The organism is Streptomyces katrae (genome assembly GCF_000717655.1).
In the GTDB taxonomy this organism is placed as follows: domain Bacteria; phylum Actinomycetota; class Actinomycetes; order Streptomycetales; family Streptomycetaceae; genus Streptomyces; species Streptomyces katrae_B.
In genome coordinates this window covers 61275-86507 of the sequence record NZ_JNZY01000014.1, presented here as the reverse complement: position 1 = coordinate 86507, position 25233 = coordinate 61275, and the positions used below count along the sequence as shown (strand labels likewise).

Below are 25233 nucleotides of genomic sequence, written 5' to 3'. Positions count from 1 at the left end.
AGGACGAAGCCGCCCGCCCCGGATGCGTTCCGGGGCGGGCGGCTTCGTCCTGCGTACGCGGGCTCAGCGCTCCAGGGCTCAGCGCTCCAAGAACGTGAAGAGCTCTTCCCAGCGGTCGGTGATCTCGGCGCTGGAGTAGCGCTGCACACTGCGGAAGGCGTTGTCGCCGAGCCGGTCGCGCAGCCCGCGGTCCGACATCAGCACGTCGAGGTGCCCGGCCAGCTCCATCGTGTTGCCGAGCCGGGCCAGCAGACCGTCCTCGCCGTGCTCGACGATCTCCCGTACGCCGGGCGCGCAGTCGAAGGCGGCCACCGGCAGGCCGGCCGCCATCGCTTCCAGCAGGGTGATCGGGAAGCCCTCGGCCCGCGAGGCCTGCGCGAAGACCGAGGCCCCGCGCAGCGCGCCCAGCACGTCGTCGGTGCTGCCCATCCACTCCACGGAGTCGTCCAGGCCGAGCGTGGTCGCGTGCGCCCGCAGCGCCGGCTCCTCCACGCCCGCCCCGTAGATCCGCAGGACCCAGTCGGGGCGCTGGGGGGCGGCTTCCGCCCACGCGTCGAGCAGCAGGTCCACGCCCTTCTCGAAGGCGAGGCGGCCGACGCTGGCGACGACCTTCTCCGTGCGGGGGGCGGGGGAGTCCGGCATGAACGGCAGCGGGTTCGGCATGCTGCCCACGTTCTCCATGCCGGCCCGGATCCACAGGTCCGCGTCCTCGGGGGTCAGCACCAGCAGCCGGTCGACCTCGGAGTAGAACCGGCGGACCCGCTCGCCGCGGGTGGACTTCTGGCTGGCCTCGAACGACTCGTGGCTCATGCCGATGACGCCGAGCCCCTTGGTGTCGGCGAGCGCCACCCACTCCATCGCCCAGACCTGCGTGACGATCACGACGGCCCCGGGGCGGGCGGCGCGGAACAGCTCGTTCAGCGTCTCCGCCTTCGCCCGCATCTTCGCCCGCCGGGCCGCCTGGCGGCGCCGCTCGGGGGCGTTCAGCCGGCCCTTGATCCCGCGCAGGCGCCGGGCCTTCGGCGGGTGGGTGTCGTACAGGGTGGTCATCGCGTACGGCAGGTCCTGCGGCAGCTTCTGCCGGATCTCCTCGGCGACCGGGGCGATGCCGACGATGTGGACCCGGTGACCGCGGTCGGTGAACAGCCGGGCCATCTGGTGCGACCAGGTCGTCACGCCGCCGAGCTCGTCGACGCTGTTGGAGACGATGAAGACGTCACGGCCGCCAGGCTGTTCGTCGCGCGCGCCGGACTCGGCGGTCTGCTGGCTCACTTGCCGCTCCTGGTGAAGAACTTCTCGACGATCTGGCGGGCCGCGTCCCCGCGGTCGTACTCGCCGAACTCGGTGAGGAAGCGCTGCCGCGCCTCCGCGTACTTGGCGTCCGCCTCGTCGAAGGCGCAGAGGGCCTGGAGGAGTTCGTCGGCCGTGGCCACCACCGGGCCGGGGGCCTTCTCCTTCAGGTCGAAGTACGTGCCGCGGATGTCGGTCGCGTACTTCTCGTAGTCGTACGCGAAGAACAGCATCGGCCGGTCCAGCACCGCGTAGTCGAACATCACGGACGAGTAGTCGGTGATCAGCCCGTCGGCGAGCGCCAGCAGCGGGGTGATGTCGTGGTGCCGGGACACGTCGATCACCCGGCCCTCGACCGACGGCGGCAGCGAGACGCTGTTGAGGTAGTGGGTGCGCACCAGCAGCGTGAAACGGTCGCCGAGCCGCTCGGCGAACTCCTCCACGTCGAACGGGAACTCGAAGCCCTCCACCGCACCGTCCGCGCTCGCCCGGAAGGTCGGCGCGTACAGCAGCACCTTCTTCCCCGGGTCGATGCCCAGCTCGGCGGCGAGCGGACCGCGCACCCGCTCCCCGCTCTGCGCCTCGGCCCGTTGCGCCTCGACGAGGGCGTCGTTGCGCGGGTAACCCGTGCGCAGCAGCACCTCGTCGCGCAGCCGGAAGGCCTTGGCGAGGGTGCGGGTGTCGTGCTCGGAGCGGATCAGGAAGTGGTCGAAGCGGTTGACGGCCGCCTGGAAGCGGTCCTGGCCGGCCTTGCCCTGCGCCTTGGTGCGGGGCTCGTGGAAGCCCATGCGCTTGAGCGCGGAGCCGTGCCAGGTCTGGATGTAGGTGGTTCCGTCGCGCTTGGCCAGGGCCAGGGGGAAGCCCTGGTTGTCGACCCAGAACTCGGCCTGCGCCAGCGCGCGCAGGTACGGCCAGCTCCAGCGGCGCACCAGGGTGGCTTCCTTGGGGAAGCCGGTGGGCTTGCCGCCCGCGTACGACCAGATCGCCTCGAACGGGACGCCCTGGCGGACCATCTCCTCGTAGATCGCCTTCGGGCTGTCGCTGTACTGCTTGCCCATGTGGCTCTCGAAGACGACCGTGCCCTTCTTGACCGGCAGCTTCGAGAAGACCTCGTGGTAGACCTTCACCTTCTGCTCGCCCGAGCCGAGGTTGCGGCGGGCCCGCAGCGCCTTGCGCAGGCCCCGCTTGACCACGCCGGCGGCCTTGCCGTGCATCGCGCTGCTGATCAGCGTCTGGGTGCGGACGGCGGCGGCGCTCTCGGCGGTCAGGACGTAGGAGAGGTTCCCCTTCTTGGTCACCTCCGGCTCGAAACGGTCGGAGACCAGCCGCGTCAGCCGCGGGCGCACGCGCAGCCGGGCCGCCGACTCCAGGTCGACCCCGCCGACGGAGACACGGGTGGTGAGGCGCTCGCCGCCGGCGGTCAGCTTCAGACGGACGTCCCAGACGGCGTCGATGATGCCGAGGGGGCGGACGGTGCCGGCGATGTCGGCCGTGGCGGTCCACTCGATCGTGTCACCGGCATGGCGCACGGTTGCCACCGGGAAGCTGAAAGAGCGCACGCCGATCTGCCGGCGGGCCCGGAACTCCAGGGTGGCCCCCAGTTCCGCTTCCGGGCTGATCCGGCCCAGCGGGTTCACCACGGCGCCCGAGAGCGTGACGGTGCCGCGCCCGTCGTCCTCGTACGAGGTGAGGCGGTTGCCCAGCGAGAGGGAGGTGAGCGGGGTGGTGTGGAAGCCCTGCCCGGTGACGTCCAGTATCCGGCGGGCCTCGGCGGCCACGGCGCCGTCGGGGTCGTCGATGTGCTGCCCGCACCAGTAGATGCGCCCGTCGCGCTCCGCGAGCGGCGAGGACAGCCGGCCCTTGTTGGTCATGGCGTCGGCGGCCGGCAGCAGGTTGTCCCAGTCCTCCTTGCCCAGGAGGTAGGCACAGATCGCCTGGAGGTACGTGACGTGCTCGTACGCCGCCGGGTCGATGCCGGCCAGGTAGCCGTTGGCGAGGCGGGCGAACTCCTGGCGGTACGCATCGCCCAGCAGGGGCAGGTCGCGCAGGTGCAGCACCAGGTCGTGCTTGAGGAACTTGGCGTCCTTCGCGGACTTGATGTCCGTGTGGCCCTTGGAGGCCAGCAGCTCGTCGACCCGGCGGTGGATCTCCATCCGGTGGACGAAGTTCGCGATCTCGTGGCGCCGGTTGCTGATCGACTTGGCCGCTGCCTTCTCGACCACGTTCCAGTAGTAGACGTGGTTCGGGATCAGCGTGATGCGGCGGGCGGCGACATAGGCCTGCGCGGAGAACAGCAGGTCCTCGTAGTGGATGCCGACCGGGAACTCCAGGCCCTGCTCCAGCAGGAACGCGCGCCGGTAGCACTTGTTCGTGGAGAGGGTGTCGTAGACCAGCAGGTCGGGGTCCTCGGTGATCGACTCGAGCGTGCGGGTGCGGGAGTAGATCCAGGGGTACCACTCGGTGGTCTTGCCCCACCGGTTGTCGAGGTGCACGCGCACGCACATGCCGGAGACCAGGTCGGAGCCGGTCCGCTCGGCCGCCGCCAGCATGTTCCGGCAGGCGTTTCGTTCCAGCACGTCGTCGCTGTCCAGGAACATGACGTACGTGCCGGTGGCCTGCTGGATGCCGTGGTTGCGCGGGGCGCCGCAGCCGCCGCTGTTCTCAGGCAGCCGGAAGGCGCGCACTCTGCCCGGGTGCGCAGCTTCGAGCTCCTGGGCGACCGCATACGACCGGTCCTTGCTGCAGTCGTCGACGATCACGACTTCGACCCCGTGCAGGGTCTGGTCCAAAACCGACTGGACGGCTGTCGGCAGACGCTCTGCGTCGTTGTAGACGATGACGACCACGGAGACGTCAGGCACGTGCACCTCGATCCCTTCGTTCCATTCCGCTTAACCCGTCAAAGCTACCGTGTGCCGCGCTCGGATCCGGCAGGCCGACCCTCGGCGTGCATACTTCTTAGGAAGAGGTGTGTGGCGGGTCCGGTCGCCGACAATCACCCGTTCGGACCCAGCAGGAAGTGTTCATGACGAAGTTGTCCGTAGTCGTCCCTTGCTACAACGAAGAAGCCGTGATCGACAGCTTCGACGTGGAGATCCGCAGGGTCCTGGACTCCCTGCCCGTCGAGTACGAGGTCTGCTACGTCGACGACGGAAGCCGCGACGGGACCCTCGCCAAGCTGCGCAAGATCGCCGTCGAACACGGCGACCGTACCCGGTACGTCTCCTTCAGCCGCAACTTCGGCAAGGAGGCCGGCATGCTCGCCGGGCTGCGCGAGGCCACCGGCGACGCCGTGGTGATCATGGACGCCGACCTCCAGCACCCGCCGGAGCTCATCGCCACCATGCTCGACTACTACCGGCAGGGCCACGACCAGATCATCGCCCGCCGCACCCGTGAGGGCGACAAGAAGGTCCGCTCCGCGCTCAGCCGCCTCTACTACCGGGGCGTCAACCGCTGGGTCGACGTCGAGCTCACCGACGGCGTCGGCGACTTCCGCCTGCTGTCCCGGCCGGCCGTGGACGCGCTGCTGTCGCTGCCGGAGTACAACCGCTTCTCCAAGGGCCTCTTCTCCTGGATCGGCTTCGACACCGTCCACTTCGACTACCGCAACGCCCAGCGCGAGGCCGGCGAGACGAAGTGGAAGTTCGGCTCCCTGCTGAACTACGCCATGGACGGGCTGATCTCCTTCAACAACCGGCCGCTGCGCATGGGCATCTGGGCCGGCGTGTCGCTGGTGGCGCTGACCGCCCTGTACGCCCTGTACATCGCAGTCATGGCCATGACCAACGGGGTCGACGCGCCCGGTTACGTCACCCTCGTCGCGATCATCGTCGGTATCGGCGGCGTTCAGATGATCATGCTGGGTCTGATCGGCGAGTACATCGGCCGCATCTACTACGAGACCAAGCGCCGCCCGCACTTCCTGGTCAAGGAGGCGCACGGAGCGGACCGGCAGGCCCGGCCCGACACCACCCGGGTTCAGGCGGAACGCGAACGCGGCGGCCTGTCCGCCGCGCACCTGACGGTCTCCGCCGAGCACGAGGTGCGCTGAGGCATGCGATCCCAGCTGGGCCAGATCCTCCGCTTCGGCCTCGTCGGCGCGGTCAACACCGGCACCTTCTTCGTCATCTACCTGCTGCTGCACCCGTGGATGCCGTACTTCCTCGCCTACACCCTCGCCTTCCTGCTGGCGATGGTCGGCTCGTTCTTCATGAACACCTACTTCACCTACCGGACCAAGCCCACCTGGAAGAAGTTCCTCCTCTTCCCCCTGACGAACGTCACGAACTACGTGATCCAGTCCGCCGGGCTCTACGCCCTGGTGACCTGGGCCGGGCTCGACACCCGCATCGCCCCGCTCGTCGCCGCCGTCGTGGCCATCCCGTTCACCTACCTGCTGTCCCGCAAGATCCTGGTCCCGGGCGCCTCCGCACAGACCGAGGACCCGGAGCCGGCCCGCAGCGGATCCACGGGCTGAGTCCACCGTCTGAAACCCCTGAGCGGCCGCTCGGGGACACCCCGTAGATTGAGGTGGCAGACGTACCGGCAAGGGGCAAGGGGACAGACGTGTCAGCGGCTAGGCAAGGTGTCGTGGACGCCCGCAGGATCGTGGTCAAGGTCGGATCCTCCTCCTTGACCACCGCGGCCGGCGGACTCGACGCCGATCGCGTGGACGCCCTGGTCGACGTACTGGCCAAGGCCCGCAGCGGCGGCGAGAAGGAGATCGTCCTCGTCTCCAGCGGAGCCATCGCCGCCGGGCTCGCCCCGCTCGGCCTGCGCCGCCGCCCCACCGACCTGGCCCGGCAGCAGGCCGCCGCCAGCGTCGGGCAGGGGCTGCTGGTCGCCCGGTACACCGCCTCCTTCGCCCGGTACGGAGTCCGCGTCGGCCAGGTCCTGCTGACCAGCGACGACACGAGCCGGCGCGCCCACTACCGCAACGCGTACCGGACCCTGGACCAGCTCCTGGCCATGGGTGCCCTGCCGGTGGTCAACGAGAACGACACCGTCGCCACGGACGAGATCCGCTTCGGCGACAACGACCGGCTCGCGGCCCTCGTCGCCCACCTGGTCCGCGCCGATCTCCTCGTCCTCCTGTCCGACGTGGACGGCCTGTACGACGGCGACCCGTCGCTGCCCGGCACCACCCGCATCGACGAGGTGCGCGGCCCCGAGGACATCGCGCACGTCTCCATCGGCAGCGCCGGCAAGGCGGGCGTGGGCACCGGCGGCATGGTCACCAAGGTCGAGGCGGCGCGGATCGCGGCGGCGGCCGGCATCCCGGTCGTCCTCACCTCGGCGAGCCAGGCGGCCGACGCCCTGGCAGGGCGTCCGACCGGCACGCACTTCCACGCCACCGGCCGCCGCTCGGCGGACCGGCTGCTGTGGCTCCAGCACGCATCGACCCCGCAGGGACACCTGGTCCTCGACGAGGGCGCCGTACGCGCGGTGACCGAGCGCGGCAGCTCCCTGCTGCCCGCCGGGATCGCCGCCGTCGAGGGCGAGTTCGTCGCGGGCGACCCGGTGGAACTGCGCGCGCCCGACGGCCGCGCCGTGGCCCGCGGGCTGGTCAACTTCGACGCCAAGGAACTCCCGCAGCTCCTCGGCCGCTCCACCCGGGAGCTGGCGAAGGAACTCGGCCCGGAGTACGAGCGCGAGGTCGTACACCGCGACGATCTGGTCCTGCTGCAGGGCTGAGGTTCGGTAAAACCGCCGCGCGGCGGGCCGGGGACTGGTCAACTGTGAGGGGCGGACAGGCATGGCGCAGACAGGAGGCGGGCTGGTGAGACGAGCGCTGACCAGCATCAGCGGCGGCGGGGACGGCGAGCAGGACGAAGCCTCCCGCCTCTGGCACGTCACCCTGAGCGTCTCGGGCAAGCCGGCGCCGCTGTCGGAGGTCCGGCGCGGGCTGGAACAGCTGGCCCACGACCACCCGTTCCTCCTCACCAGCCGGTACGCCGACGACCATGCGGAGATCCGGTACTGGGAGGAGGCCCGCGACCTCCACGACGCCGCGGCCGTCGCCCTGCGCCTGTGGGGCGAACACCGCTCCTCGGCGCAGCTCCCGCCGTGGGAGATCGTCGGCCTGGAGGTCATCGACCGGGCGACGTACCACCTCCGGGTGGCGGAAGGCTACGGCCCGCCCCCGGCCCACCCGGTCGGGGTCCATCCGTACTAGCTCTGTCCGGCCCACCCCAGCCCGCCGGCATTTGAGGCGCGGGGTCCGGGGCGGAGCCCCCGGGAACGAGGGAAGGGCGGGGCGGGGAGAGGCTCCGCGCGGCGGACCCCGCGGCCGCCATCTCGCGGGATGGAATCCCGTCGGCAGGGGCCCGGGCGGGGACTACCCTGGGCGGCATGACCTCGCTCGACGCCCCCGTCTCGCCCGTGATCGCCACCGCGCAGGCGGCCCGCACCGCCGCCGCAGCCATCGCCCCACTCCCGCGGTCCGCCAAGGACACCGCGCTGCTGGCCATCGCGGACGCCCTGGAGGCCCGTACGGCCGAGATCGTCGCCGCCAACGCCGTCGACACCGGCAAGGCGCGCGCCGCCGGCACCAGCGAGACCGTCATCGACCGCCTCACCCTCACCCCGGAGCGCGTCCGCGCCATCGCCTCCGACGTGCGCGACGTCGCCGCGCTCCCCGACCCCGTCGGCGAGGTCGTCCGCGGCTCGACCCTTCCCAACGGGATCGACCTGCGCCAGATCCGCGTCCCGCTGGGCGTCGTCGGCATCATCTACGAGGCCCGCCCCAACGTCACCGTCGACGCCGCCGCCCTCTGCCTCAAGTCCGGCAACGCGGTCCTGCTGCGCGGCAGCTCCTCCGCCTACGCCTCCAACACCGCCCTCGTCGGAATCCTCCGCGACGCCATCACGGGGGCGGGCCTCCCCGCCGACGCGATCCAGCTGGTCCCCGGCGAGTCCCGCGACTCCGTGCGCGAGCTGATGCGCGCCCGCGGGCTCGTCGACGTACTCATCCCGCGCGGCGGGGCTTCCCTCATCAAGACCGTCGTCGAGGAGTCCATCGTCCCGGTCATCGAGACCGGCACCGGCAACTGCCACGTCTACGTGGACGCCCAGGCCGACCTCGACATGGCCGTGGACATCCTCATCAACTCCAAGGCGCAGCGTCCTTCCGTCTGCAACTCCGCCGAGACCCTCCTCGTCCACCGCGACATCGCCGACGCCTTCCTGCCGCGCGCCCTCGACGCCCTCGCCGACGCCGGCGTCACCGTCCACGGCGACGCCCGGGTCCTCGCGGCCGCCGAGGACTCCAAGGCCACCGCGCTCCCCGCCACCGACGAGGACTGGGCCGCCGAGTACCTCTCCTACGACATCGCCGCCGGCGTCGTGGACTCCCTCGACGACGCCGTCGCGCACATCCGCCGCTGGACCTCCGGGCACACCGAGGCGATCGTCACCACCTCGCAGGCCGCCGCCCGCCGCTTCACCCAGCTGGTCGACTCGACCACGGTCGCCGTAAATGCCTCCACCCGGTTCACCGACGGTGGCCAGTTCGGTTTCGGCGCCGAGATCGGAATCTCCACGCAGAAGCTGCACGCCCGCGGCCCGATGGGCCTCCCGGAGCTCACCTCCACGAAGTACATCGTCACCGGCGACGGTCACGTTCGGTAGTCGGGGCGCGGACACCGGGTGGCCGGATTCGGCGGACACCCTGCCCAAAGCAGCCCCCCAGGTCTAGGCTGTTGCTGTGCCGGACGACGTGGGGGGCAAGTTCCCGGACGACGGGGACCCCGACAACGACGACCGCGGAGGCGCGGATCAGGACTTCGCCTCCGTGGTGTTCGACGAGGACTTCGTCCGGAACGCCGAGATCCATGAACCGAGCGCCGCGGAACGCCAGCGGGCCGCCGACCGGGCGCGCGCCGAGGCGGAAGCCGCCCGCGCCGTGGCCGGCGGCTGGACGTCCGATGACGACTACGACGGGTACGGCTACGGCCGTCCCGACGGGTACGGCATCGACGAACCCGGCTGGGAACACGGCTCCAGCTACACGGAAGGCCCGTACGGGGCCTACGGCGGCTCCCTGCGTCCCTACCGGGGCCGCTCGCCCTGGCTGCGCCCCGTCGCCTGGGTGCTCGCCTTCGTGATGGGCCTCGGCATGGTCGCGCTCGCCTTCAGCGCCGTCTACCGCAGCGCCTCGAGCGACGCGGACCACGCTCCCGCGCCCGCCAGCACCCCGCTGACGGAAGTCAGCGGCGCCGGAGCGTTTATGTACCCCGTCGGCCGCCAACCCTGAAGGTACGACCCCACTCGCGTCAGTCGGAGCTGGGGGCTTCTCTGAAGCGGGGACAGCGGGGAGAAGCAATGGCCGTGCCAGGAGATCCACCCGACGGCACCCCCGACGGCATCGGCGGGGGCGACGAGGAGTTCCGGTCGGACGAGTACCGATCGGTTGTGTTCGACGAGGACTTCGTCCGGGCTGCCCGGCTCCAGGAGTTCTCCGCCCAGGAGCGGATGGGCGAGCACGCACGAGCCGTACGCAGCCGGTCCATCTGGTCCGGCGGCGGCTCCTCCCGGCCGCGGACCAGCACGCCCGGCCGGGGAGCCCGCCAGGGCATGCTGCTGGTGCTGCTCATCGCCGTGGCATTCGCCGCGGCCGTCTACATGGGCCTGAGCAATCCGACCGCCCCCCTGTCCACCGGCCGGACCGATCCGCTGAGCAGCACGGTCGTGCCCCTCGCCCCGAGCACCACCGTGCCCGGCGGGCGGCCCGTCGACCTGTACGCCAAGAGCCCGGCGGCCGATTACCGCGTGGGGGCGGCCGGGATCACCCTGCCGGCCGTGCGCCGCACCCACCACTTCACCGAGGGGCAGGTCGTCACCGCCCTGTCCATCGCCAAGGACTACCTGGTGCAGTCCTCGCTCGACCCCGACGTACTGGCCGGAGCCGCGACCCGGCCCGTGCGCGTCCTGCTCGACCCCGACCAGCTCGCGCAGTTCGACCGCAGCATGACCTCGCCCTCCGGCGACGGGCGGCACGCGGCCACAGGCTGGCTGGTCCGCTTCGACCCGGGCACGGCCGCCGTGGCCGACACCCGGGTCCGGGTCAGCGGAACCCTGGCCTTCGACGAGGTCTCGGCGGACATCCTCGAGGTGATCACCGACCACACCTTCGTGTACGCCGTGCGCCCCGCCACCGGATCTCCGGCCGCGGCCGACGGCGCCTCGCTCTTCACCGTTCGGCGCGAGCTGCGGCTGCGCTTCGACCGGGAAGACCTGGCGGCCCGGCGGGCGGAGCTGGTCCAGGCCTACGTGGTGGCCGGTCCGCAGGACTGCTCCTCCGACCCAGCCGAGGGCTTCCGCCCGGTCCTGGCCGGGGCGGGACCGACCACGGTCGGCCCGGCCGCGAGCGACCCTTACGCCAGCGGCAGCCCGCGGCGCACCGCCGGGCTGTGCGGGGTACTGGCGCCGCCCACGGCCGCCGGGACCGCCTCCGTCAGCCCTGCTCCGTAGCGGGGCCGCCCTTGTTCTCGGAGCTCGCGCCCGAGCCCGTACCGGCGCCGCCGGCCGCGCCCGTGAACCTGTCGCGCAGCTTGCCGCCGACATCGGCCGCGCCGCCCGCGATGTCGCCGACGAGCTTGAACAGCGGGTCCTTGCTGCTGCGCACCGCGTCCGCGTAGTGCGTGGCCGACTCCCGGAAGGAGTCCCTGACCGAGGTGTCCTTGTCCTCGTCCCGCCGCGGGTAGTGGCCGTCCATGATCCGCTGGTAGTCCCTGCTCTGCGACCACTTCTTCAGCTCGGCCGCCCGCACCGTGGCGAAGGGATGCGTCCGCGGCAGCATGTTGAGGATCTTCAGCACGGAGTCGCGGAGATCACCGCTCGACTCGTACTCCTCGGCCTGGGCCAGGAACGCGTCCACATTCATCTCGTGGAGGTGGTTGCCGCCCGCGAGCTTCATCAGGCCCCGCATCGAGGCCTGGAGGTCCTGTCCGACCAGAAGCCCCGCCCGGTCCGCCGACAGCTCCGACTTGCGGAACCACTCCCGCAGCGCCGACACGATCGCCATGATCGCCACATTGCCCAGCGGGATCCACGCCACCTTCAGCGCCAGGTTCGTCAGGAACAGCAGGATCGTGCGGTACACCGCGTGCCCCGACAGCGCATGGCCCACCTCGTGGCCCACGACCGCCCGCATCTCCTCCTCGTCGAGCAGCTCGACCAGGCCCGTCGTCACCACGATGATCGGCTCGTCGAGCCCGATGCACATGGCGTTCGGCTTGGGGTCCTGCTGCACGTACATCTGCGGGACCGTCTCCAGGTCCAGGATGTAACAGGCGTCGCGCAGCATCTCGTACAGGTGCGGGAACTGCGTCGCGCCCACCCGCACCGAGTCCGACAGGAAGAGCAGGCGCAGGCTCCGCTCCGGAAGCAGCCCGCTCAGGGCCTTGAACACGGTGTCGAACCCGCTCAGCTTGCGCAGCGCCACCAATGCCGAGCGGTCCGCCGGGTGCTCGTACGCGCGCGAGGAAATTCCGGGAAACCTCCTGCGGTCCCGCGCCGGAACCTTCTCGAACCCGGTCTCCGTCATAACGCCCTCCCCCTTGATCGGCCTGTGCGCTTGTGCGTCTATCCTCTCCAACGCCTGAGTCGGCGTGAGCGTGCCCCAGGCCCCCGCATACGATGTGAGCGAAGTCTCCGCTCGCTCCCCGACTCGATAGGTATCTGCCTGATGAGCCTCTCCACCACCGCCCACAACCTGGTCGTTCTCGCGTCGGAGGGCGCCGAGCAGCACGGCGGCAACCACGACAGCCTGAACCCGTACCTGACCGGTGGCGGCGCGCTGTTCATCCTGCTGCTGATGCTCTGGGTGACCACGCGCCTGAACCGCGACCGCTGAACCCGCGCTCGCGCACACGCTCGAATGCGGGTCCGCACCGCTCCGCCGGGCCAGTAGGCTCTGCGCTCATGGGAGAGCAGGAGATGCCTACCGGCCCGGTCAAGCGCCGGCTCGGCGTGATGGGCGGGACATTCGACCCGATCCACCACGGACACCTGGTGGCCGCCAGCGAAGTGGCCGCCCTGTTCCACCTCGACGAGGTGGTGTTCGTACCGACCGGCCAGCCGTGGCAGAAGTCGCAGCGCGCCGTGTCCCCCGCCGAGGACCGCTATCTGATGACGGTCATCGCGACGGCCTCGAACCCCCAGTTCTCGGTGAGCCGCATCGACATCGACCGCGGCGGGCCGACGTACACGATCGACACCCTGCGTGATCTGAGCGCGCTCAACGAGGACGCCGACCTCTTCTTCATCACCGGCGCCGACGCCCTCGCCCAGATCCTGACCTGGCGGAACGCCGACGAGCTCTTCTCGCTCGCCCATTTCATCGGGGTGACCCGGCCGGGCCACGTGCTCACCGACGACGGGCTCCCCGAGGACGGCGTCTCCCTGGTGCAGGTGCCCGCGCTGGCGATTTCGTCCACGGACTGCCGCGCACGGGTCGCCCAGGGGGATCCTGTCTGGTATTTGGTGCCCGACGGTGTGGTGCGCTACATCGACAAGCGTGAGCTGTACCGGGGAGCCTGAGCTTCCGGAGAGAGGGGCCCCGCGGTGAACGACCGACAGGATCCGTACGACCCGTACGCCACCCATGAGCAGCAGCTCATCGGCTACGACGCGTACGGGCGGCCGGTGTACGGCCAGGTGCCCGCGCAGCCCGCCCAGTACGAGCAGGCGTACGAGCAGCAGTACGGCTACGACCAGGGCTACGGCCAGCAGGCGTACTACCCGCAGCAGCAGCCGCAGCAGCAGCCGGCCGCCCCGGACTACGGGCAGCAGGAGTACCCCCGGACCCCCGGCTACGGGTACGACACCCAGCACACGCAGCAGAGCCAGCAGTGGATCCCGCAGCAGGCCGCCCCCGCGCCCCCCGCCCCGGCCCCCGCGGCCGAGCCGCAGCCCCCGCGCCCCGCCCAGGTCCCCGAACCGCGCCGGACCGAGGAGGACGGGCAGGACGCCCCCGACTACCGCACCGAGCAGTTCGCGTTCATCGACCAGCCGGACGAGGACTCCGAGGACGTCATCGACTGGCTCAAGTTCACCGAGAGCCGGACCGAGCGCCGCGAGGAGGCCCGCCGCCGCGGCCGCAACCGCGTGGTCGCGCTGATCGTCGTCCTCGCCCTCTTCGTCGTCGGCGGCGCCGGCTACCTCTGGTACGCGGGCAAGCTGCCGTTCCTCGACGGACCCGGGCAGAAGAAGGACACCGCGGCCGCGGCCGGACCGCAGAAGCGCGACATGATCGTCGTCCACCTGCACAACACCAAGAAGGGCGGCACGTCCACGGCGCTGCTCGTCGACAACGTCACCACCAAGAAGGGCGCCACCGTCCTGCTGCCGAACACGCTCGGCGTCCCCAAGGACGACGGCACCGCCGCCGCCCTCGGCAAGGCGGTCGAGGACGGCGGCGTGGGCGTACGGGACTCCCTCGACTCGGTGCTCGGCACCCGCATCGGCGGCACCTGGCGCCTGGACACCCCGTTCCTGGAGAACCTGGTCGAGCTGGTCGGCGGCATCGAGACCGACACCGACGTCGCGGTCCCGGCCGACGACGCAGCCAAGATCCCGGCCGTGGGGCAGGGCCCGAAGCAGCACCTCAGCGGAGCGATGGCCGTCGCGTACGCCACGTACCGCGGCCAGGGCGAGCCTGAGGCCAAGCAGCTCGACCGGCTCGGCAAGGTGCTCTACGGGGTGCTGCGCAAGGTCCCCGGCGACGCGAAGTCGGCGACCGTCACCGTCGAGAGCATGGGCCAGATCCTCGACCCCTCCCTGAACGCCCAAGCCCTCGGCGCCCTGCTCGCCAGGCTCGGCGAGCACGCCAAGGAGGGAACCGACGCGTACCGCACGGACGTCCTCGCGGTGAAGCCGGACGGCACGCTCACCGACGACGCCAACAAGAACGTCGTCAAGGAAGTGCTCGGCGGCAGCTTCACGGCGGCCCAGGCCGGCACCGCGCCGCGCGTCGGCCTCAAGGACGCCACCGGCGACGACCGGACGCAGGTCGCTGCGAAGGCCGCCCTGCTCAACGGCGGCTACACCTTCGTGGACGGGGGCAAGGCCGACAAGACCCAGCCCGCCACCCAGATCACGTACCAGGACGACGCGCAGCGGGCCAAGGCGGTCGAGGTCGCCAAGACGCTGGGCCTGCCGGAGACCGCGGTGAAGAAGGGCGAGAACGCCGTGAACGCCGACGTCGTGGTCACCCTGGGCAAGGACTACAAACCGTCCTGACCCGGGCCTGACCCGGCCCACGGGCAGTGCCCCGGCCCGCGCGGGACGCTGCGCGCGGGCGGGGTCGGCGGTACATGAGACCCTTGTAAGGATCTGCCCGCCAACCCGAAAGCATGGCCAGTGACCGCCACGGACCGCTCCATCGAGCTCATCACCGCCGCCGCCCAGGCCGCGGCCGACCGGCTCGCGCACGACATCATCGCGTACGACGTCAGCGACGTGCTGTCGATCACCGATGCCTTCCTGCTCGCCTCGGCGCCCAACGACCGCCAGGTCAAGTCGATCGTCGACGAGATCGAGGAGCGCCTGCTCAAGGAGCTCGGCGCCAAGCCGGTGCGCCGCGAGGGCGACCGCGACGCCCGCTGGATCCTGCTCGACTACATCGACATCGTCGTCCACGTGCAGCACAGCGAGGAGCGGGTGTTCTACGCGCTGGAGCGCCTGTGGAAGGACTGCCCCGAGATCGAGCTGCCCGAGGACGCCAAGCTCACCAAGGGCAAGGCGGAGGAGCACGCCAAGCTGCGCGAGGCGGCGGGCGACGACGAGCTGGACGGTGATCTGTTCTGAGCACGACCGCCACCCGGAAGACCGGCCGGAAGATCGTCCTCTGGCGACACGGCCAGACCTCGTGGAACCTGGAGCGCCGCTTCCAGGGCTCCACGGACATCGAGCTGACCGAGACGGGTGTGGCGCAGGCGCGCCGCGCCGCCCGGCTGCTCGCCTCGCTGCAGCCGGACGCCATCGTGGCCTCCGACCTGAAGCGGGCCGCCGCCACGGCAGCCGAGCTGGCCGCCGTCACGGGCCTGGCCGTGACCCGCGACGCCGCGCTGCGCGAGACGTACGCCGGTGAGTGGCAGGGCCTCACGCACGACGAGATCATCGAGAAGTACGGCGAGCAGTACGCGGCGTGGAAGCGCGGCGAGCCCGTGCGCCGCGGCGGCGGCGAGCTGGAGACCGAGGTCGCCGACCGGGCGGCGCCGGTGGTGCTGGAGCACGCCGACCGGCTGCCGGAGGGCGGCACGCTCGTCGTGGTCAGCCACGGCGGGACCATCCGTACGACCATCGGCCGGCTGCTGGGCCTGGCGGCGTATGACTGGGAGGGTCTGGGCGGGCTCTCCAACTGCTGCTGGTCCGTCCTCGGCGAGGGCGCGCGCGGCTGGCGTCTGATGGAGCACAACGCCGGCACGCTGCCGGAACCGGTGCTCGGCGACGACGACTGAGCCCGCCTCAGGGCGGCTCCCACCCGGATTTCACTTTCCGGCTGGTCGCAGGCTAGAGTTCTTCTTGTTCGCAGCGCAGAACACCGGAAACGGGGGGAGCGCAGCGGAGAGCGGGGCTATAGCTCAGTTGGTAGAGCGCCTGCATGGCATGCAGGAGGTCAGGAGTTCAATTCTCCTTAGCTCCACAATCAGGATCCCGTCCCCAACAGGGGGCGGGATCCTTCCGTTTGTTCCTTCGGTGCCTGCTGACCTGCCCCGTACCCGCGTGGCAGAATCGGAGCGCCGGAGGGGGAGTCGACGGCCCGATGCGGGAGGGAGTCGCTGACGGATGGGTGCACACCGGCGGCGGTGCGACTGGTGCAACAACGGCACGCCGATCGTGCGGGACATGGACCCGGTCAACCCCGACTACCAGTACTGGTGCGAGGAATGCGCGCGGGCGCTGATCATAAAAGGCGACCCGATCGAGACCTACCGCGAGCTGGAGGGGGAGCCGATCTACGGACGGCTGCTCGACGAGCACTGCACGCTCAAACGGTTCTACCAGTTCGCCAGAGCCTAGGGCCGCGGCGCGGAACGGGGATGAGGCGCGGGTCCGGAACCGGACGAACCGGGCAAAACCGAACGCCCGGAAATCGATTTTTGGACCTGGGCCATGACCGTGTAATGTTCTCGATGTCGCCAGGGGGAACCGGCAAGGGAAACCGAGCAGGGACCCGGCGGCAGAGAAGTAAGGGGCTATAGCTCAGTTGGTAGAGCGCCTGCATGGCATGCAGGAGGTCAGGAGTTCAATTCTCCTTAGCTCCACAGAAGAAAAACGGACCACCCGGATCGGGTGGTCCGTTTCTCGTTGTACGGAACGGTCGAGCGGCCGCCGGACCCGCTGCGGTACCCTGGCGCCATGCGTGCCGTACGCCTTCTGCTTACCGAGCCGCGCTGATGAGTGCCGACCCTTAGAGACGGTCGGCATCGGCGCGGCGCCCCCTCCTGTGCGAGGGGTTTTTTCGTTTGGGCAGGCAGAGACGGCAGAGACGATCGATGGAGCTTCAGAAATCATGAGCGAGACGAACACCCCGGCCCCCGAGGCGGCCGAGGGGCACCGTTACACGGCTGCCATGGCCGCCGACATCGAGGCACGCTGGCAGGACGTATGGGACGCGCAGGGCACCTACGAGGCCCCGAACCCGACCGGTGACCTGGCCGGGGACGCCGCGGTCGTCGCGCGGCCCAAGAAGTTCATCATGGACATGTTCCCGTACCCGTCCGGTGCGGGCCTGCACGTCGGTCACCCGCTGGGGTACATCGCCACCGACGTCTTCGCCCGCCACCAGCGGATGACCGGCCACAACGTCCTGCACACCCTGGGGTTCGACGCCTTCGGCCTGCCGGCCGAGCAGTACGCCGTGCAGACCGGCACGCACCCGCGCGTGTCCACCGAGGCGAACATCGAGAACATGAAGCTCCAGCTGCGCCGGCTGGGCCTGGGCCACGACAAGCGCCGCTCGTTCGCGACGATCGACCCGGACTACTACAAGTGGACCCAGTGGATCTTCCTGCAGGTCTACAACTCCTGGTACGACGCGGACGCGGCGAAGGCCCGCCCGATCGCCGAGCTGGTCGCCGCCTTCGAGGACGGCTCCCGTGAGGTCCCCGGGGGCCGCGCCTGGGCCGAGCTGACCGCGGGCGAGCGCGCCGGCGTGCTGAACGAGTACCGGCTGGCGTACGCCTCGGACGCGCCCGTGAACTGGTGCCCCGGGCTGGGCACCGTCCTGGCCAACGAGGAGGTCACCGCGGACGGCCGCTCCGAGCGCGGCAACTTCCCGGTCTTCAAGGCCAAGCTGAGCCAGTGGAACATGCGGATCACCGCGTACGCCGACCGGCTGCTGGACGACCTGGACGCGCTGGACTGGCCCGAGGCCATCAAGCTGCAGCAGCGGAACTGGATCGGCCGCAGCGAGGGCGCGCGTGTCGACTTCGCGGTCGGCGACGACGCCGTCACGGTGTTCACCACGCGTCCCGACACCCTGTTCGGCGCCACCTACATGGTGCTGGCGCCCGAGCACGGGCTGGTCGAGAAGATCGTCCCGGCCGAGTGGCCCGAGGGCACCCGCCAGGTGTGGACCGGCGGCGCCGCGACCCCCGGCGAGGCCGTCGACGCGTACCGCAAGCAGGCCGCCGGGAAGTCGGACGTCGAGCGCCAGGCCGAGGCCAAGGACAAGACCGGTGTCTTCACCGGCGCGTACGCGATCAACCCGGTCAGCGGCGACCAGGTCCCCGTCTTCATCGCGGACTACGTACTGATGGGCTACGGCACCGGCGCGATCATGGCCGTCCCGGCGCACGACAGCCGCGACTTCGAGTTCGCGCGCGCCTTCGAGCTGCCGGTGCGCTGCGTCGTGGAGCCCTCGGACGACCGCGACGCCGACCCGGCCGAGTGGGACGACGCGTTCTCCTCGTACGACGGCACCATCGTGAACTCGACGGGCGAGGGCGTCTCCCTGGACGGCCTGGGCGTCGTCGAGGCGAAGGCCGCCATCACCGCGTGGCTGGCCGAGCAGGGCATCGGCGAGGGCACCGTCAACTTCCGCCTGCGCGACTGGCTGTTCAGCCGCCAGCGCTACTGGGGCGAGCCCTTCCCGATCGTCTACGACGAGGACGGCGTCGCACACCCGCTGCCCGAGTCGATGCTGCCGCTGGAACTGCCCGAGGTCGAGGACTACTCGCCGCGCACGTTCGAGCCGGACGACGCCACCTCCAAGCCGGAGACCCCGCTCTCGCGGAACGCAGAGTGGGTGAACGTCGAGCTGGACCTGGGGGACGGCCGCGGCGTGCGTTCGTACCGCCGCGAGACCAACACCATGCCCAACTGGGCCGGTTCCTGCTGGTACGAGCTGCGCTACCTGGACCCGCACAACGGGTCCGCGCTGGTCGACCCGGAGATCGAGCAGTACTGGATGGGTCCGCGAGAGGGCGCGCCGCACGGCGGTGTCGACCTGTACGTCGGCGGCGCCGAGCACGCGGTGCTGCACCTGCTGTACGCCCGCTTCTGGTCGAAGGTGCTGTTCGACCTGGGCCACGTCTCGTCGGCCGAGCCGTTCCACAAGCTGTTCAACCAGGGCATGATCCAGGCGTACGCGTACACCGACGCGCGCGGCGTGTACGTGCCGGCGGCCGAGGTCGAGGAGCGCGACGGCGGCTGGTTCCACAACGGCGAGCCGGTCCGGCGCGAGCACGGCAAGATGGGCAAGTCCCTGAAGAACGCCGTCACCCCGGACGAGATCTGCGAGGAGTACGGCGCGGACACCCTGCGCCTGTACGAGATGGCGATGGGCCCGCTGGACGTCTCGCGTCCGTGGGACACCCGGGCCGTGGTCGGCCAGTACCGGCTGCTGCAGCGCCTGTGGCGCAACATCGTGGACGAGGAGTCCGGCGCGGTCACCGTCGTGGACGGCGAGCCGGGCGAGGACACCCTGCGTGCGCTGCACAAGGCGATCGACGGGGCCGGCGCGGACATGGCGGGGCTGCGCTTCAACACCGCCATCGCGAAGATCACCGAGCTGAACAACGCGCTGACCAAGGCGGGGCGCCCGCTGGAGCGCTCGGTCGCGGAGCGGCTGGTCCTGCTGATCGCCCCGCTGGCCCCGCACATCGCGGAGGAGCTGTGGCACCGGCTGGGGCACAGCGACTCGGTGGTCCACCAGGACTTCCCGGTCGCTGACCCGGCGTACGTGGTGGACGAGAGCGTGACCTGCGTCGTCCAGATCAAGGGCAAGGTCAAGGCCCGCCTGGAGGTGCCGCCGACGATCTCCGAGGCTGACCTGGAGCAGCTGGCGCTGGCCGACGCGGCGGTCGTGGCTGCGCTGGGCGGGGCCGAGATCCGCAAGGTGATCGTGCGCGCGCCGAAGCTGGTGAACATCGTCGTCTGAGGCGCCGTGCCCCTGATCCGGTGATCTAGGGGTATTCCCGTACGGGCAGGTTGGGGGTTCGTTTGGAACCCCCGGCCTGCCCGTGGCGTTTACGGTGGAGGGGACGGTATCGGCAGGGGAAGGGAGCCTCTCATGGAGGCGGGCGCGTTGATCATCATCTTTGCCCTGTTGGTGCTGTTCGCCTTCCTGGGGCTGGGTGCCTGGGCCACGGTGAAGGTGGTGGGCGCGGCGAAACGCGGCGTGGACCGCACTCTTACGCAGGCCCGCCGGACCGTGGAGGACACCGCGCTGAAGGCGAAGAGCTTCGGACAAGTGGGCGTGGCGGGGGCGCTGGCGCAGCTGCGGCTGGACCTGCGGACGTCGATGCGGGCCACGCAGCAGGCGCTGTACCAGGGGGTTCAGACGGATGCCTCGCTGAAGGAGTCGATCGGCCTGTTCGAGCGGCTGAGCGCGCACGGGCACGAGCTGGACGACGAGCTGAAGCGGCTGGAGCAGGAGCCGGACCGGGGGCGGATCAGCGGGATGCTGCCGGAGCTGAAGGAGCGGACCGCCAAGGTCACGCAGGCCGCGGACTCGCTGCGGTGGGCGGCCCGCGACCGGGCCCGGCGCTTCGCGGAGGACGACCTGTCGACGCTGTCGGCGCAGATCGAGGTCGAGTCGGGCGCGCTGCGGGACTGGTCGCGCGAATCGGTGGACGACCTCGCGGCGGCGGCAGCGGCGTGGGACGCCCAGCAGCCGCCGACGGGGCCCGCGGGGCGAGCCGCGGAACCCCCGGCGGGGCACCCGGGGCGCACTGAGGACCCACAGCAGCCGGCCGCTCTGAACCCGTCGGCCCCGCCGACCCGCCACCCGTGGCAGAAGACCCCGCGACCGGAAGCGACGACCTGAGCCGCGGGCACCGAGCGGGGCGGGCGCCCTGCGGCAGGTCTGCCGGGCGCACGGTGGTGCAGACGCCGATGGTGCTGACGCGGCGACGGACCTGAGGCGGCGACGGAGCCGCCTCCCGTCCGCTCCTCGAACGCCTGGGCGGGTGGGATCTCGGCCCGCGCGCAGCACGGGGCAAAAGCAGCGGCGCAGCAGCCCCCGTGCACCGCGGCCAGGGGCCTGGGCTGCCGTCCCGGCCCCACTGGCGGTAACCTCCGGCTCATGTCCCGCCATGTCGCGATCGTCACCGATTCCACGGCCTACCTGCCCCAACCGGCCATGTCGCGGCACGGGATCACCTCCGTCCCGCTGACCGTGGTGCTCGGCGACGAGGCCCTCGAGGAGGGCACCGAGATCTCGGCCCGCAGCCTCGCCCTGGCCCTGCAGAAGCGTCGGCCGGTCACCACCTCCCGCCCCAGCCCGGAGGAGTTCGTACGGGCCTACCGGGCGGCCGCTGAGGCCGGCGCGACCGGCATCGTCAGCCTGCACCTGTCCGCCGAGTTCTCCGGCACCTACGACGCCGCCGTCGTCGCGGCCAAGACCGCCCCGGTGCCCGTCCGCGTCGTCGACACCGGCATGGTCGCGATGGCCCTCGGGTTCTGCGCGCTCGCCGCCGCCGAGACGGCCGAAGCGGGCGGTTCCGTGGACGAGGCCGTGGCCGCAGCCGAGAAGCGGGCCGCGGACATGTCGGCGTACTTCTACGTGGACACCCTCGACTACCTGCGCCGCGGCGGCCGTATCGGGGCCGCCCAGGCCCTGCTGGGCTCGGCCCTCGCCGTCAAGCCGCTGCTGACGCTGGAGGGCGGGCGGATCGAGATGCTGGAGAAGGTGCGTACGGCCTCCAAGGCCATCGCCCGCCTGGAGGAGCTGGCCGTCGAGCGGGCCGGGGCGGGCAGCGTCGACGTGGCCGTGCACCACCTCGCGGCGCCCGAGCGGGCCGAGAAGCTCGCGCAGCGACTCCGGGAGCGCATTCCCGGCCTGGTCGAGCTGCACGTCAGCGAGGTCGGTGCGGTGATCGGCGCGCACACGGGGCCGGGGCTGCTGGCGGCGGTCGTCTCACCCCGCTGATCACCGGAAGGAGCGGCCCGGTTATCCACAACGACCGGGATATCCACCGGAATTGATAAATCCGGACCGCGGCCGGGAATCGTCCTTACCGTCGTGGCATGACTCTTCGCACACGTACCTCGCATCCCTCCGGAGCCACCAGCGGACCCGGCCGTCCCCGCTTCTCCGACGGGCGGCTGCGTCACCGCCGGGGCCGCGCCCGCCCGCAGCACCCCGAGCCCGCGGCGGTGCGCCGCCGAGCCGAAGCCCTGCTCGGCGGCAGCGGCCCGCCGCAGTTGCCGCCGCCGGAGGCGGCGGGACGGGAGGCCTCGTCATCGGAGGTGCCGCCGCCGGAGGCGGCGTCGAATCCGGGGGCCGGGATCCGGTCCGTGGCCGATCCGCCGCCCCAGGAGATCCCGCTGTCCGGCGCAGTGGCGTTCCGGCTCGCCGTGCGGGAGCGGCTGCCGCTGTGGCTGCAGGCCCGGTGCGGGGTGGAGCCGCGCACGGTGGCCGCCGTGGCGGTGGTGCTGGCCGCCGCGGTCGCTTTCGGTGCGCAGCAGTACTGGTCGGCCCGGCCTCAGCCGGTGACCGCGCCCCCGGTGGTCACCCCGGCACCGGCGCCGAGTCCCGGACCTCCCGTCACCGCCGGAGGTGCCGGCTCGCGGATCGTGGTGGACGTCAGCGGCAAGGTCCGCGACCCCGGAGTGCGGCGGCTGCCCGCCGGTTCGCGGGTCGAGGACGCCCTGGCCGCCGCCGGGGGAGTGCGGCCCGGTACGGACACCACCGGGCTCAACCGGGCCCGGGTCCTGCTCGACGGCGAGCAGGTGGTGGTGGGTGCCCCGGCGCAGCCTGCCCTGGGCGGGCCGGGTTCCGGAGCCGGGCAGGGCGTCGGTTCCGCTGCCGGTCCGCTGAGCCTCGGCACGGCCACGGTGGAGCAGCTGGACGGCCTGCCCGGGGTCGGCCCGGTCCTGGCGCAGCACATCGTGGAGTTCCGGACCGCCCGCGGCGGCTTCCGCTCGGTGGAGGAGCTCCGGCAGGTCGACGGCATCGGCGAGCGGCGATTCGCCGACCTGCGCAAGCTGGTCAGGCCGTGAACCGGCCCGAGGGCGCCGGCCCGCTGGATCTGCGCCTCGCGGTACCGGCTCTGGCCGCCTGGGCGGGGGCAGCCCTCGCCCTCGGTGCGCCCTCCGGCTGGACCGCCGCCGGGGCCGGGCTCGCGGTCCTCGGCGCGGGGCTGCTGCTCCTGGTCGGGTGCCGGCGTCCGGAGTCGCTGTGGCGGGTCGGCACGGCCGCGGCCGCCGTCCTGCTCTGCGCGGCCGCGGGCGCCGGTGTGGCGGGCCTCCAGCGGGCCGAGGAGCGGGCCGGGCCGGTCGTGGGACTGGCCGGGGAGCACGCCCGGGTCCTCGCCGAACTCACCGTCGGCTCCGACCCGCGGACCGCGCGCAGCGGGAGCGGGCCGCCCGTGGTCGTCCTGGATGCGGTGATGACCCGGGTGACCGGGCCCGAGGGGAAGCAGACCCGCGTCGAGACCCCCGTACGGGTGCTGGCCGGGCACCCGCAATGGGCCCGGCTGCAGCCTTCGGCCCGGGTCTCGGCCGTCGCCCGGCTGGCCCCGGGCCGGGGCGGCGAGCGGGCCGTGGCGCTGCTGCGGCCCGCCGGTGACACCCCGCCCCGGGTGACCGGTGGCCCCGACACCGTCCAGCGGCTCGCCGGGAGGCTGCGGACCGGGCTGCGCGCGGCCACCGACGGACTCGCACCGGACGCCCGGGCCCTGCTGCCGGGGCTGGTGGTCGGGGACACCTCCCGGGTGCCGCCCGACCTGGAGGCGGCGTTCCGTTCCACCGACCTGCTGCACCTGCTGGCCGTGTCCGGGTCCAACCTGACCGTCGTGCTGTTCCTGCTCATCGGCCCGGCCGCCTCCGCACAGCGCGCCGAGCGGGGAGGGCTCGCACCCCGCCTCGGGCTGTCCCTGCGGGCGACGGCCCTGTGCGGGACGGCGCTGACGCTGGCGTTCGTGGTGGTGTGCCGGCCGGAGCCGAGCGTGCTGCGGGCCGCGGCCTGCGGGACGATCACCCTGCTGGCCCTCGCCACCGGGCGGCGCAGATCCCTGATCCCCGCCCTGGCGGCCGCTGTTCTGCTGCTGGTGCTCTACGACCCGTGGCTGGCCCGCAGTCCCGGCTTCCTGCTCTCGGTCCTGGCCACCGGGTCCCTGCTCACGCTCGGCCCGCGCTGGAGCGATGCCCTGCAGCGGCGCGGGATGCGGCCCCGGTTCGCCGATGCGCTGGGCGCCGCCGCGGCAGCGCAGGCGGTCTGTGCACCGGTGGTCGCCGTGCTCTCGGCCCGGGTGAGCCTGGTGGCGGTGCCCTGCAATCTGCTCGCCGAGCTCGCGGCGGGGCCGGCGACCGTCCTCGGCTTCGCGGCGCTCGCGGCGGCGCCGCTGTCCCCGCCCCTCGCGGAGCTGCTCGCCCGCTGCGCGGGGGTACCGGCCGGGTGGATCGCCGGCGTGGCGCGGGCCGGAGCGCGGCTGCCGGGCGCGGAGCTGGCCTGGCCGGGCGGGTCCACGGGCGGACTGCTGCTGGCCGCCGCCACCCTGGCCGTCGTAGGGCTCGGCGCACGGATCCGGCACCGGCCGTGGGTGTGCTCCGCCTTGGCCGTGCTGCTGCTCCTGGTCGTCCTGCGGCCGCCGCAGCTCACCCGTACGCTCACCCGCTGGCCGCCGCCCGACTGGAGCTACGTCCAGTGCGCGGTGGGCCAGGGCGACGCTGCCGTGCTCGCCGCCGGGCCGGGCACGGCGGTGGTGGTGGACGCCGGTCCCGAACCGGGCCCGGTGGACGCATGCCTGCGCGCCCTTGGGGTGAGCCGCGTGCCGCTGCTCCTGCTGACGCACTTTCACGCCGACCACGTCGGCGGGCTGTCCGGGGTGCTGCGGGGGCGGGCCGTGGGTGTGATTCAGACCACCACGCTGGAAGAGCCGACCGGTCAGGCCGAGTTCGTCCGGCGGACCGCGGCCGCCGCCCGCGTACCCGTCGTACCGGCCGCGGCAGGGGAGCGGCGCCGGGCCGGACCTCTGGAGTGGGAGGTCCTCTGGCCCCCGCCCGACGGCCCGCGGCCGGAGGGGCCCAACGACGCCAGCGTCGCCCTGCTGGTCCGTGGCACCGGTCTGACCCTCCTCCTGCTCGGAGATCTGGAACCGCCCTCGCAGCAGGGACTTCTGACGGCCCATCCGGAACTGGGGCCGGTCGACGTCCTCAAGGTCGCCCACCACGGCTCCGCACACCAGGACCCCGGCCTGCAGTCGAAGGTCCGGCCCCGGCTCGCGATCGTCCCCGTCGGTGCGGGCAACCGCTACGGACATCCCGCACCCGGTACGCTCGCCCACCTGCGGACCCTGGGCGCGACCGTACTGCGCACCGACATCGACGGCTCGATCGCCGTCGCCGGGAACGGCCCGCGGATACGGGCTTTCACCTCCCGACGGAGGCGGCGCCGACACGGGCATACCGGACACCGTCCTTCTGTTTGCCCACAACCCGACAGCATGATCGAATGCGTCTTCGCCAGAGCGGTACGAGTCCATACAG

The 25233-nt window shown here is 71.9% G+C and carries 20 protein-coding genes, 2 tRNA genes and 1 pseudogene; 20 read left to right on the top strand and 3 right to left on the bottom strand.

Annotated elements, in window-relative coordinates:
• Positions 1 to 78: 78 nt before the first annotated feature.
• Both IF09_RS0119020 and IF09_RS0119015 read right to left on the bottom strand, forming a co-directional pair.
• On the bottom strand, positions 79 to 1272 hold the full coding sequence (locus tag IF09_RS0119020; protein ID WP_030297223.1) for a glycosyltransferase: 1194 nt from the start codon (positions 1270 to 1272) through the stop codon (positions 79 to 81).
• The gene (locus IF09_RS0119015) at positions 1269 to 4157 is read right to left on the bottom strand and encodes a bifunctional glycosyltransferase/CDP-glycerol:glycerophosphate glycerophosphotransferase (RefSeq protein WP_030297221.1); all 2889 of its coding nucleotides are present in this window, start codon (positions 4155 to 4157) and stop codon (positions 1269 to 1271) included. Before IF09_RS0119015 ends, IF09_RS0119020 begins: the two co-directional genes overlap by 4 nt.
• A 158-nt stretch (positions 4158 to 4315) precedes the next feature.
• Here IF09_RS0119015 and IF09_RS0119010 point away from each other — a divergent pair, with 158 nt between their 5' ends.
• The 7 genes from IF09_RS0119010 (at position 4316) to IF09_RS0118980 (ending at position 10764) form a co-directional block, all read left to right on the top strand.
• Positions 4316 to 5344 carry a glycosyltransferase family 2 protein gene (locus IF09_RS0119010; RefSeq protein WP_051832633.1) on the top strand — a complete coding sequence of 343 codons (1029 nt, stop codon included), beginning with the start codon at positions 4316 to 4318 and terminating at the stop codon, positions 5342 to 5344.
• Positions 5345 to 5347: 3 nt separating this feature from the next.
• Positions 5348 to 5770: a GtrA family protein gene (locus IF09_RS0119005; protein WP_037635357.1), complete on the top strand. Its 423-nt coding sequence runs from the start codon at positions 5348 to 5350 to the stop codon at positions 5768 to 5770.
• 89 nt (positions 5771 to 5859) lie between these two features.
• The gene (proB, locus tag IF09_RS0119000; RefSeq protein WP_030297215.1) at positions 5860 to 6987 is read left to right on the top strand and encodes a glutamate 5-kinase; all 1128 of its coding nucleotides are present in this window, start codon (positions 5860 to 5862) and stop codon (positions 6985 to 6987) included.
• Positions 6988 to 7048: 61 nt separating this feature from the next.
• A complete protein-coding gene (locus IF09_RS0118995) occupies positions 7049 to 7468 on the top strand; it encodes a hypothetical protein (protein ID WP_078613336.1) in 420 nt (139 codons plus the stop codon).
• 176 nt (positions 7469 to 7644) lie between these two features.
• A complete protein-coding gene (locus IF09_RS0118990) occupies positions 7645 to 8922 on the top strand; it encodes a glutamate-5-semialdehyde dehydrogenase (RefSeq protein ID WP_030297212.1) in 1278 nt (425 codons plus the stop codon).
• Between the two features lie 76 nt (positions 8923 to 8998).
• Positions 8999 to 9547 (top strand): hypothetical protein, encoded by a 549-nt coding sequence (locus tag IF09_RS0118985; RefSeq protein WP_030297210.1) that lies wholly within the window; start codon positions 8999 to 9001, stop codon positions 9545 to 9547.
• A 68-nt stretch (positions 9548 to 9615) separates the two neighbouring features.
• A complete protein-coding gene (locus IF09_RS0118980; protein ID WP_030297208.1) occupies positions 9616 to 10764 on the top strand; it encodes a hypothetical protein in 1149 nt (382 codons plus the stop codon).
• Here IF09_RS0118980 and IF09_RS0118975 read toward each other — a convergent pair.
• Positions 10748 to 11839: a M48 family metallopeptidase gene (locus IF09_RS0118975; protein WP_030297206.1), complete on the bottom strand. Its 1092-nt coding sequence runs from the start codon at positions 11837 to 11839 to the stop codon at positions 10748 to 10750. The two genes, IF09_RS0118980 and IF09_RS0118975, sit on opposite strands and share 17 nt — an antisense overlap.
• Before the next feature lie 141 nt (positions 11840 to 11980).
• Between IF09_RS0118975 and IF09_RS46370 the strand changes: the two genes are divergently transcribed.
• The 13 genes and pseudogenes from IF09_RS46370 to IF09_RS43105 all read left to right on the top strand — a co-directional run.
• Positions 11981 to 12148 (top strand): hypothetical protein, encoded by a 168-nt coding sequence (locus IF09_RS46370; protein WP_037635354.1) that lies wholly within the window; start codon positions 11981 to 11983, stop codon positions 12146 to 12148.
• A gap of 68 nt (positions 12149 to 12216) precedes the next feature.
• A complete protein-coding gene (gene nadD, locus IF09_RS0118965) occupies positions 12217 to 12834 on the top strand; it encodes a nicotinate-nucleotide adenylyltransferase (protein WP_030297205.1) in 618 nt (205 codons plus the stop codon).
• A 24-nt stretch (positions 12835 to 12858) separates the two neighbouring features.
• Entirely contained in the window at positions 12859 to 14535 is a 1677-nt protein-coding gene (locus tag IF09_RS0118960; RefSeq protein ID WP_030297203.1) for an LCP family protein, read from the top strand.
• A gap of 120 nt (positions 14536 to 14655) precedes the next feature.
• Positions 14656 to 15102 (top strand): ribosome silencing factor, encoded by a 447-nt coding sequence (gene rsfS / locus IF09_RS0118955; RefSeq protein WP_030297201.1) that lies wholly within the window; start codon positions 14656 to 14658, stop codon positions 15100 to 15102.
• Entirely contained in the window at positions 15099 to 15755 is a 657-nt protein-coding gene (locus IF09_RS0118950) for a histidine phosphatase family protein (RefSeq protein ID WP_030297199.1), read from the top strand. The genes rsfS and IF09_RS0118950 overlap by 4 nt, the downstream gene beginning before the upstream one ends.
• 112 nt (positions 15756 to 15867) lie before the next feature.
• Positions 15868 to 15940, top strand: a tRNA-Ala gene (locus IF09_RS0118945).
• A gap of 143 nt (positions 15941 to 16083) precedes the next feature.
• Positions 16084 to 16317, top strand: coding sequence for a hypothetical protein (locus IF09_RS0118940; protein WP_008738908.1), 234 nt, complete (start codon positions 16084 to 16086; stop codon positions 16315 to 16317).
• Positions 16318 to 16489: 172 nt separating this feature from the next.
• Positions 16490 to 16562, top strand: a tRNA-Ala gene (locus IF09_RS0118935).
• Positions 16563 to 16810: 248 nt separating this feature from the next.
• Positions 16811 to 19681 carry a leucine--tRNA ligase gene (leuS, locus tag IF09_RS0118930; protein WP_030297197.1) on the top strand — a complete coding sequence of 957 codons (2871 nt, stop codon included), beginning with the start codon at positions 16811 to 16813 and terminating at the stop codon, positions 19679 to 19681.
• Positions 19682 to 19813: 132 nt separating this feature from the next.
• The gene (locus IF09_RS0118925; RefSeq protein WP_030297196.1) at positions 19814 to 20569 is read left to right on the top strand and encodes a hypothetical protein; all 756 of its coding nucleotides are present in this window, start codon (positions 19814 to 19816) and stop codon (positions 20567 to 20569) included.
• Between the two features lie 258 nt (positions 20570 to 20827).
• Positions 20828 to 21673, top strand: coding sequence for a DegV family protein (locus tag IF09_RS0118920; protein ID WP_030297194.1), 846 nt, complete (start codon positions 20828 to 20830; stop codon positions 21671 to 21673).
• Positions 21674 to 21771: 98 nt separating this feature from the next.
• Positions 21772 to 22746 (top strand): ComEA family DNA-binding protein, encoded by a 975-nt coding sequence (locus tag IF09_RS40370; protein WP_030297193.1) that lies wholly within the window; start codon positions 21772 to 21774, stop codon positions 22744 to 22746.
• Positions 22713 to 25115 (top strand): annotated as a pseudogene (locus IF09_RS43105) (ComEC/Rec2 family competence protein); the annotation flags it as partial. The gene IF09_RS40370 and the pseudogene IF09_RS43105, both read left to right, overlap by 34 nt.
• Positions 25116 to 25233: the final 118 nt, after the last annotated feature.

What these genes read in the sequence shown, in the direction of transcription:
- IF09_RS0119010 (WP_051832633.1), top strand. Translation starts at nt 4,316, where the DNA reads ATGACGAAGTTGTCCGTAGTCGTCCCTTGCTACAACGAAGAAGCCGTG.
- IF09_RS0119005 (WP_037635357.1), top strand. Translation starts at nt 5,348, where the DNA reads ATGCGATCCCAGCTGGGCCAGATCCTCCGCTTCGGCCTCGTCGGCGCG.
- IF09_RS0118995 (WP_078613336.1), top strand. Translation starts at nt 7,049, where the DNA reads ATGGCGCAGACAGGAGGCGGGCTGGTGAGACGAGCGCTGACCAGCATC.
- IF09_RS0118990 (WP_030297212.1), top strand. Translation starts at nt 7,645, where the DNA reads ATGACCTCGCTCGACGCCCCCGTCTCGCCCGTGATCGCCACCGCGCAG.
- IF09_RS0118980 (WP_030297208.1), top strand. Translation starts at nt 9,616, where the DNA reads ATGGCCGTGCCAGGAGATCCACCCGACGGCACCCCCGACGGCATCGGC.
- IF09_RS0118975 (WP_030297206.1), bottom strand. Translation starts at nt 11,839, where the DNA reads ATGACGGAGACCGGGTTCGAGAAGGTTCCGGCGCGGGACCGCAGGAGG.
- IF09_RS46370 (WP_037635354.1), top strand. Translation starts at nt 11,981, where the DNA reads ATGAGCCTCTCCACCACCGCCCACAACCTGGTCGTTCTCGCGTCGGAG.
- nadD (WP_030297205.1), top strand. Translation starts at nt 12,217, where the DNA reads ATGGGAGAGCAGGAGATGCCTACCGGCCCGGTCAAGCGCCGGCTCGGC.
- IF09_RS0118940 (WP_008738908.1), top strand. Translation starts at nt 16,084, where the DNA reads ATGGGTGCACACCGGCGGCGGTGCGACTGGTGCAACAACGGCACGCCG.
- leuS (WP_030297197.1), top strand. Translation starts at nt 16,811, where the DNA reads ATGAGCGAGACGAACACCCCGGCCCCCGAGGCGGCCGAGGGGCACCGT.
- IF09_RS0118925 (WP_030297196.1), top strand. Translation starts at nt 19,814, where the DNA reads ATGGAGGCGGGCGCGTTGATCATCATCTTTGCCCTGTTGGTGCTGTTC.
- IF09_RS0118920 (WP_030297194.1), top strand. Translation starts at nt 20,828, where the DNA reads ATGTCCCGCCATGTCGCGATCGTCACCGATTCCACGGCCTACCTGCCC.
- IF09_RS40370 (WP_030297193.1), top strand. Translation starts at nt 21,772, where the DNA reads ATGACTCTTCGCACACGTACCTCGCATCCCTCCGGAGCCACCAGCGGA.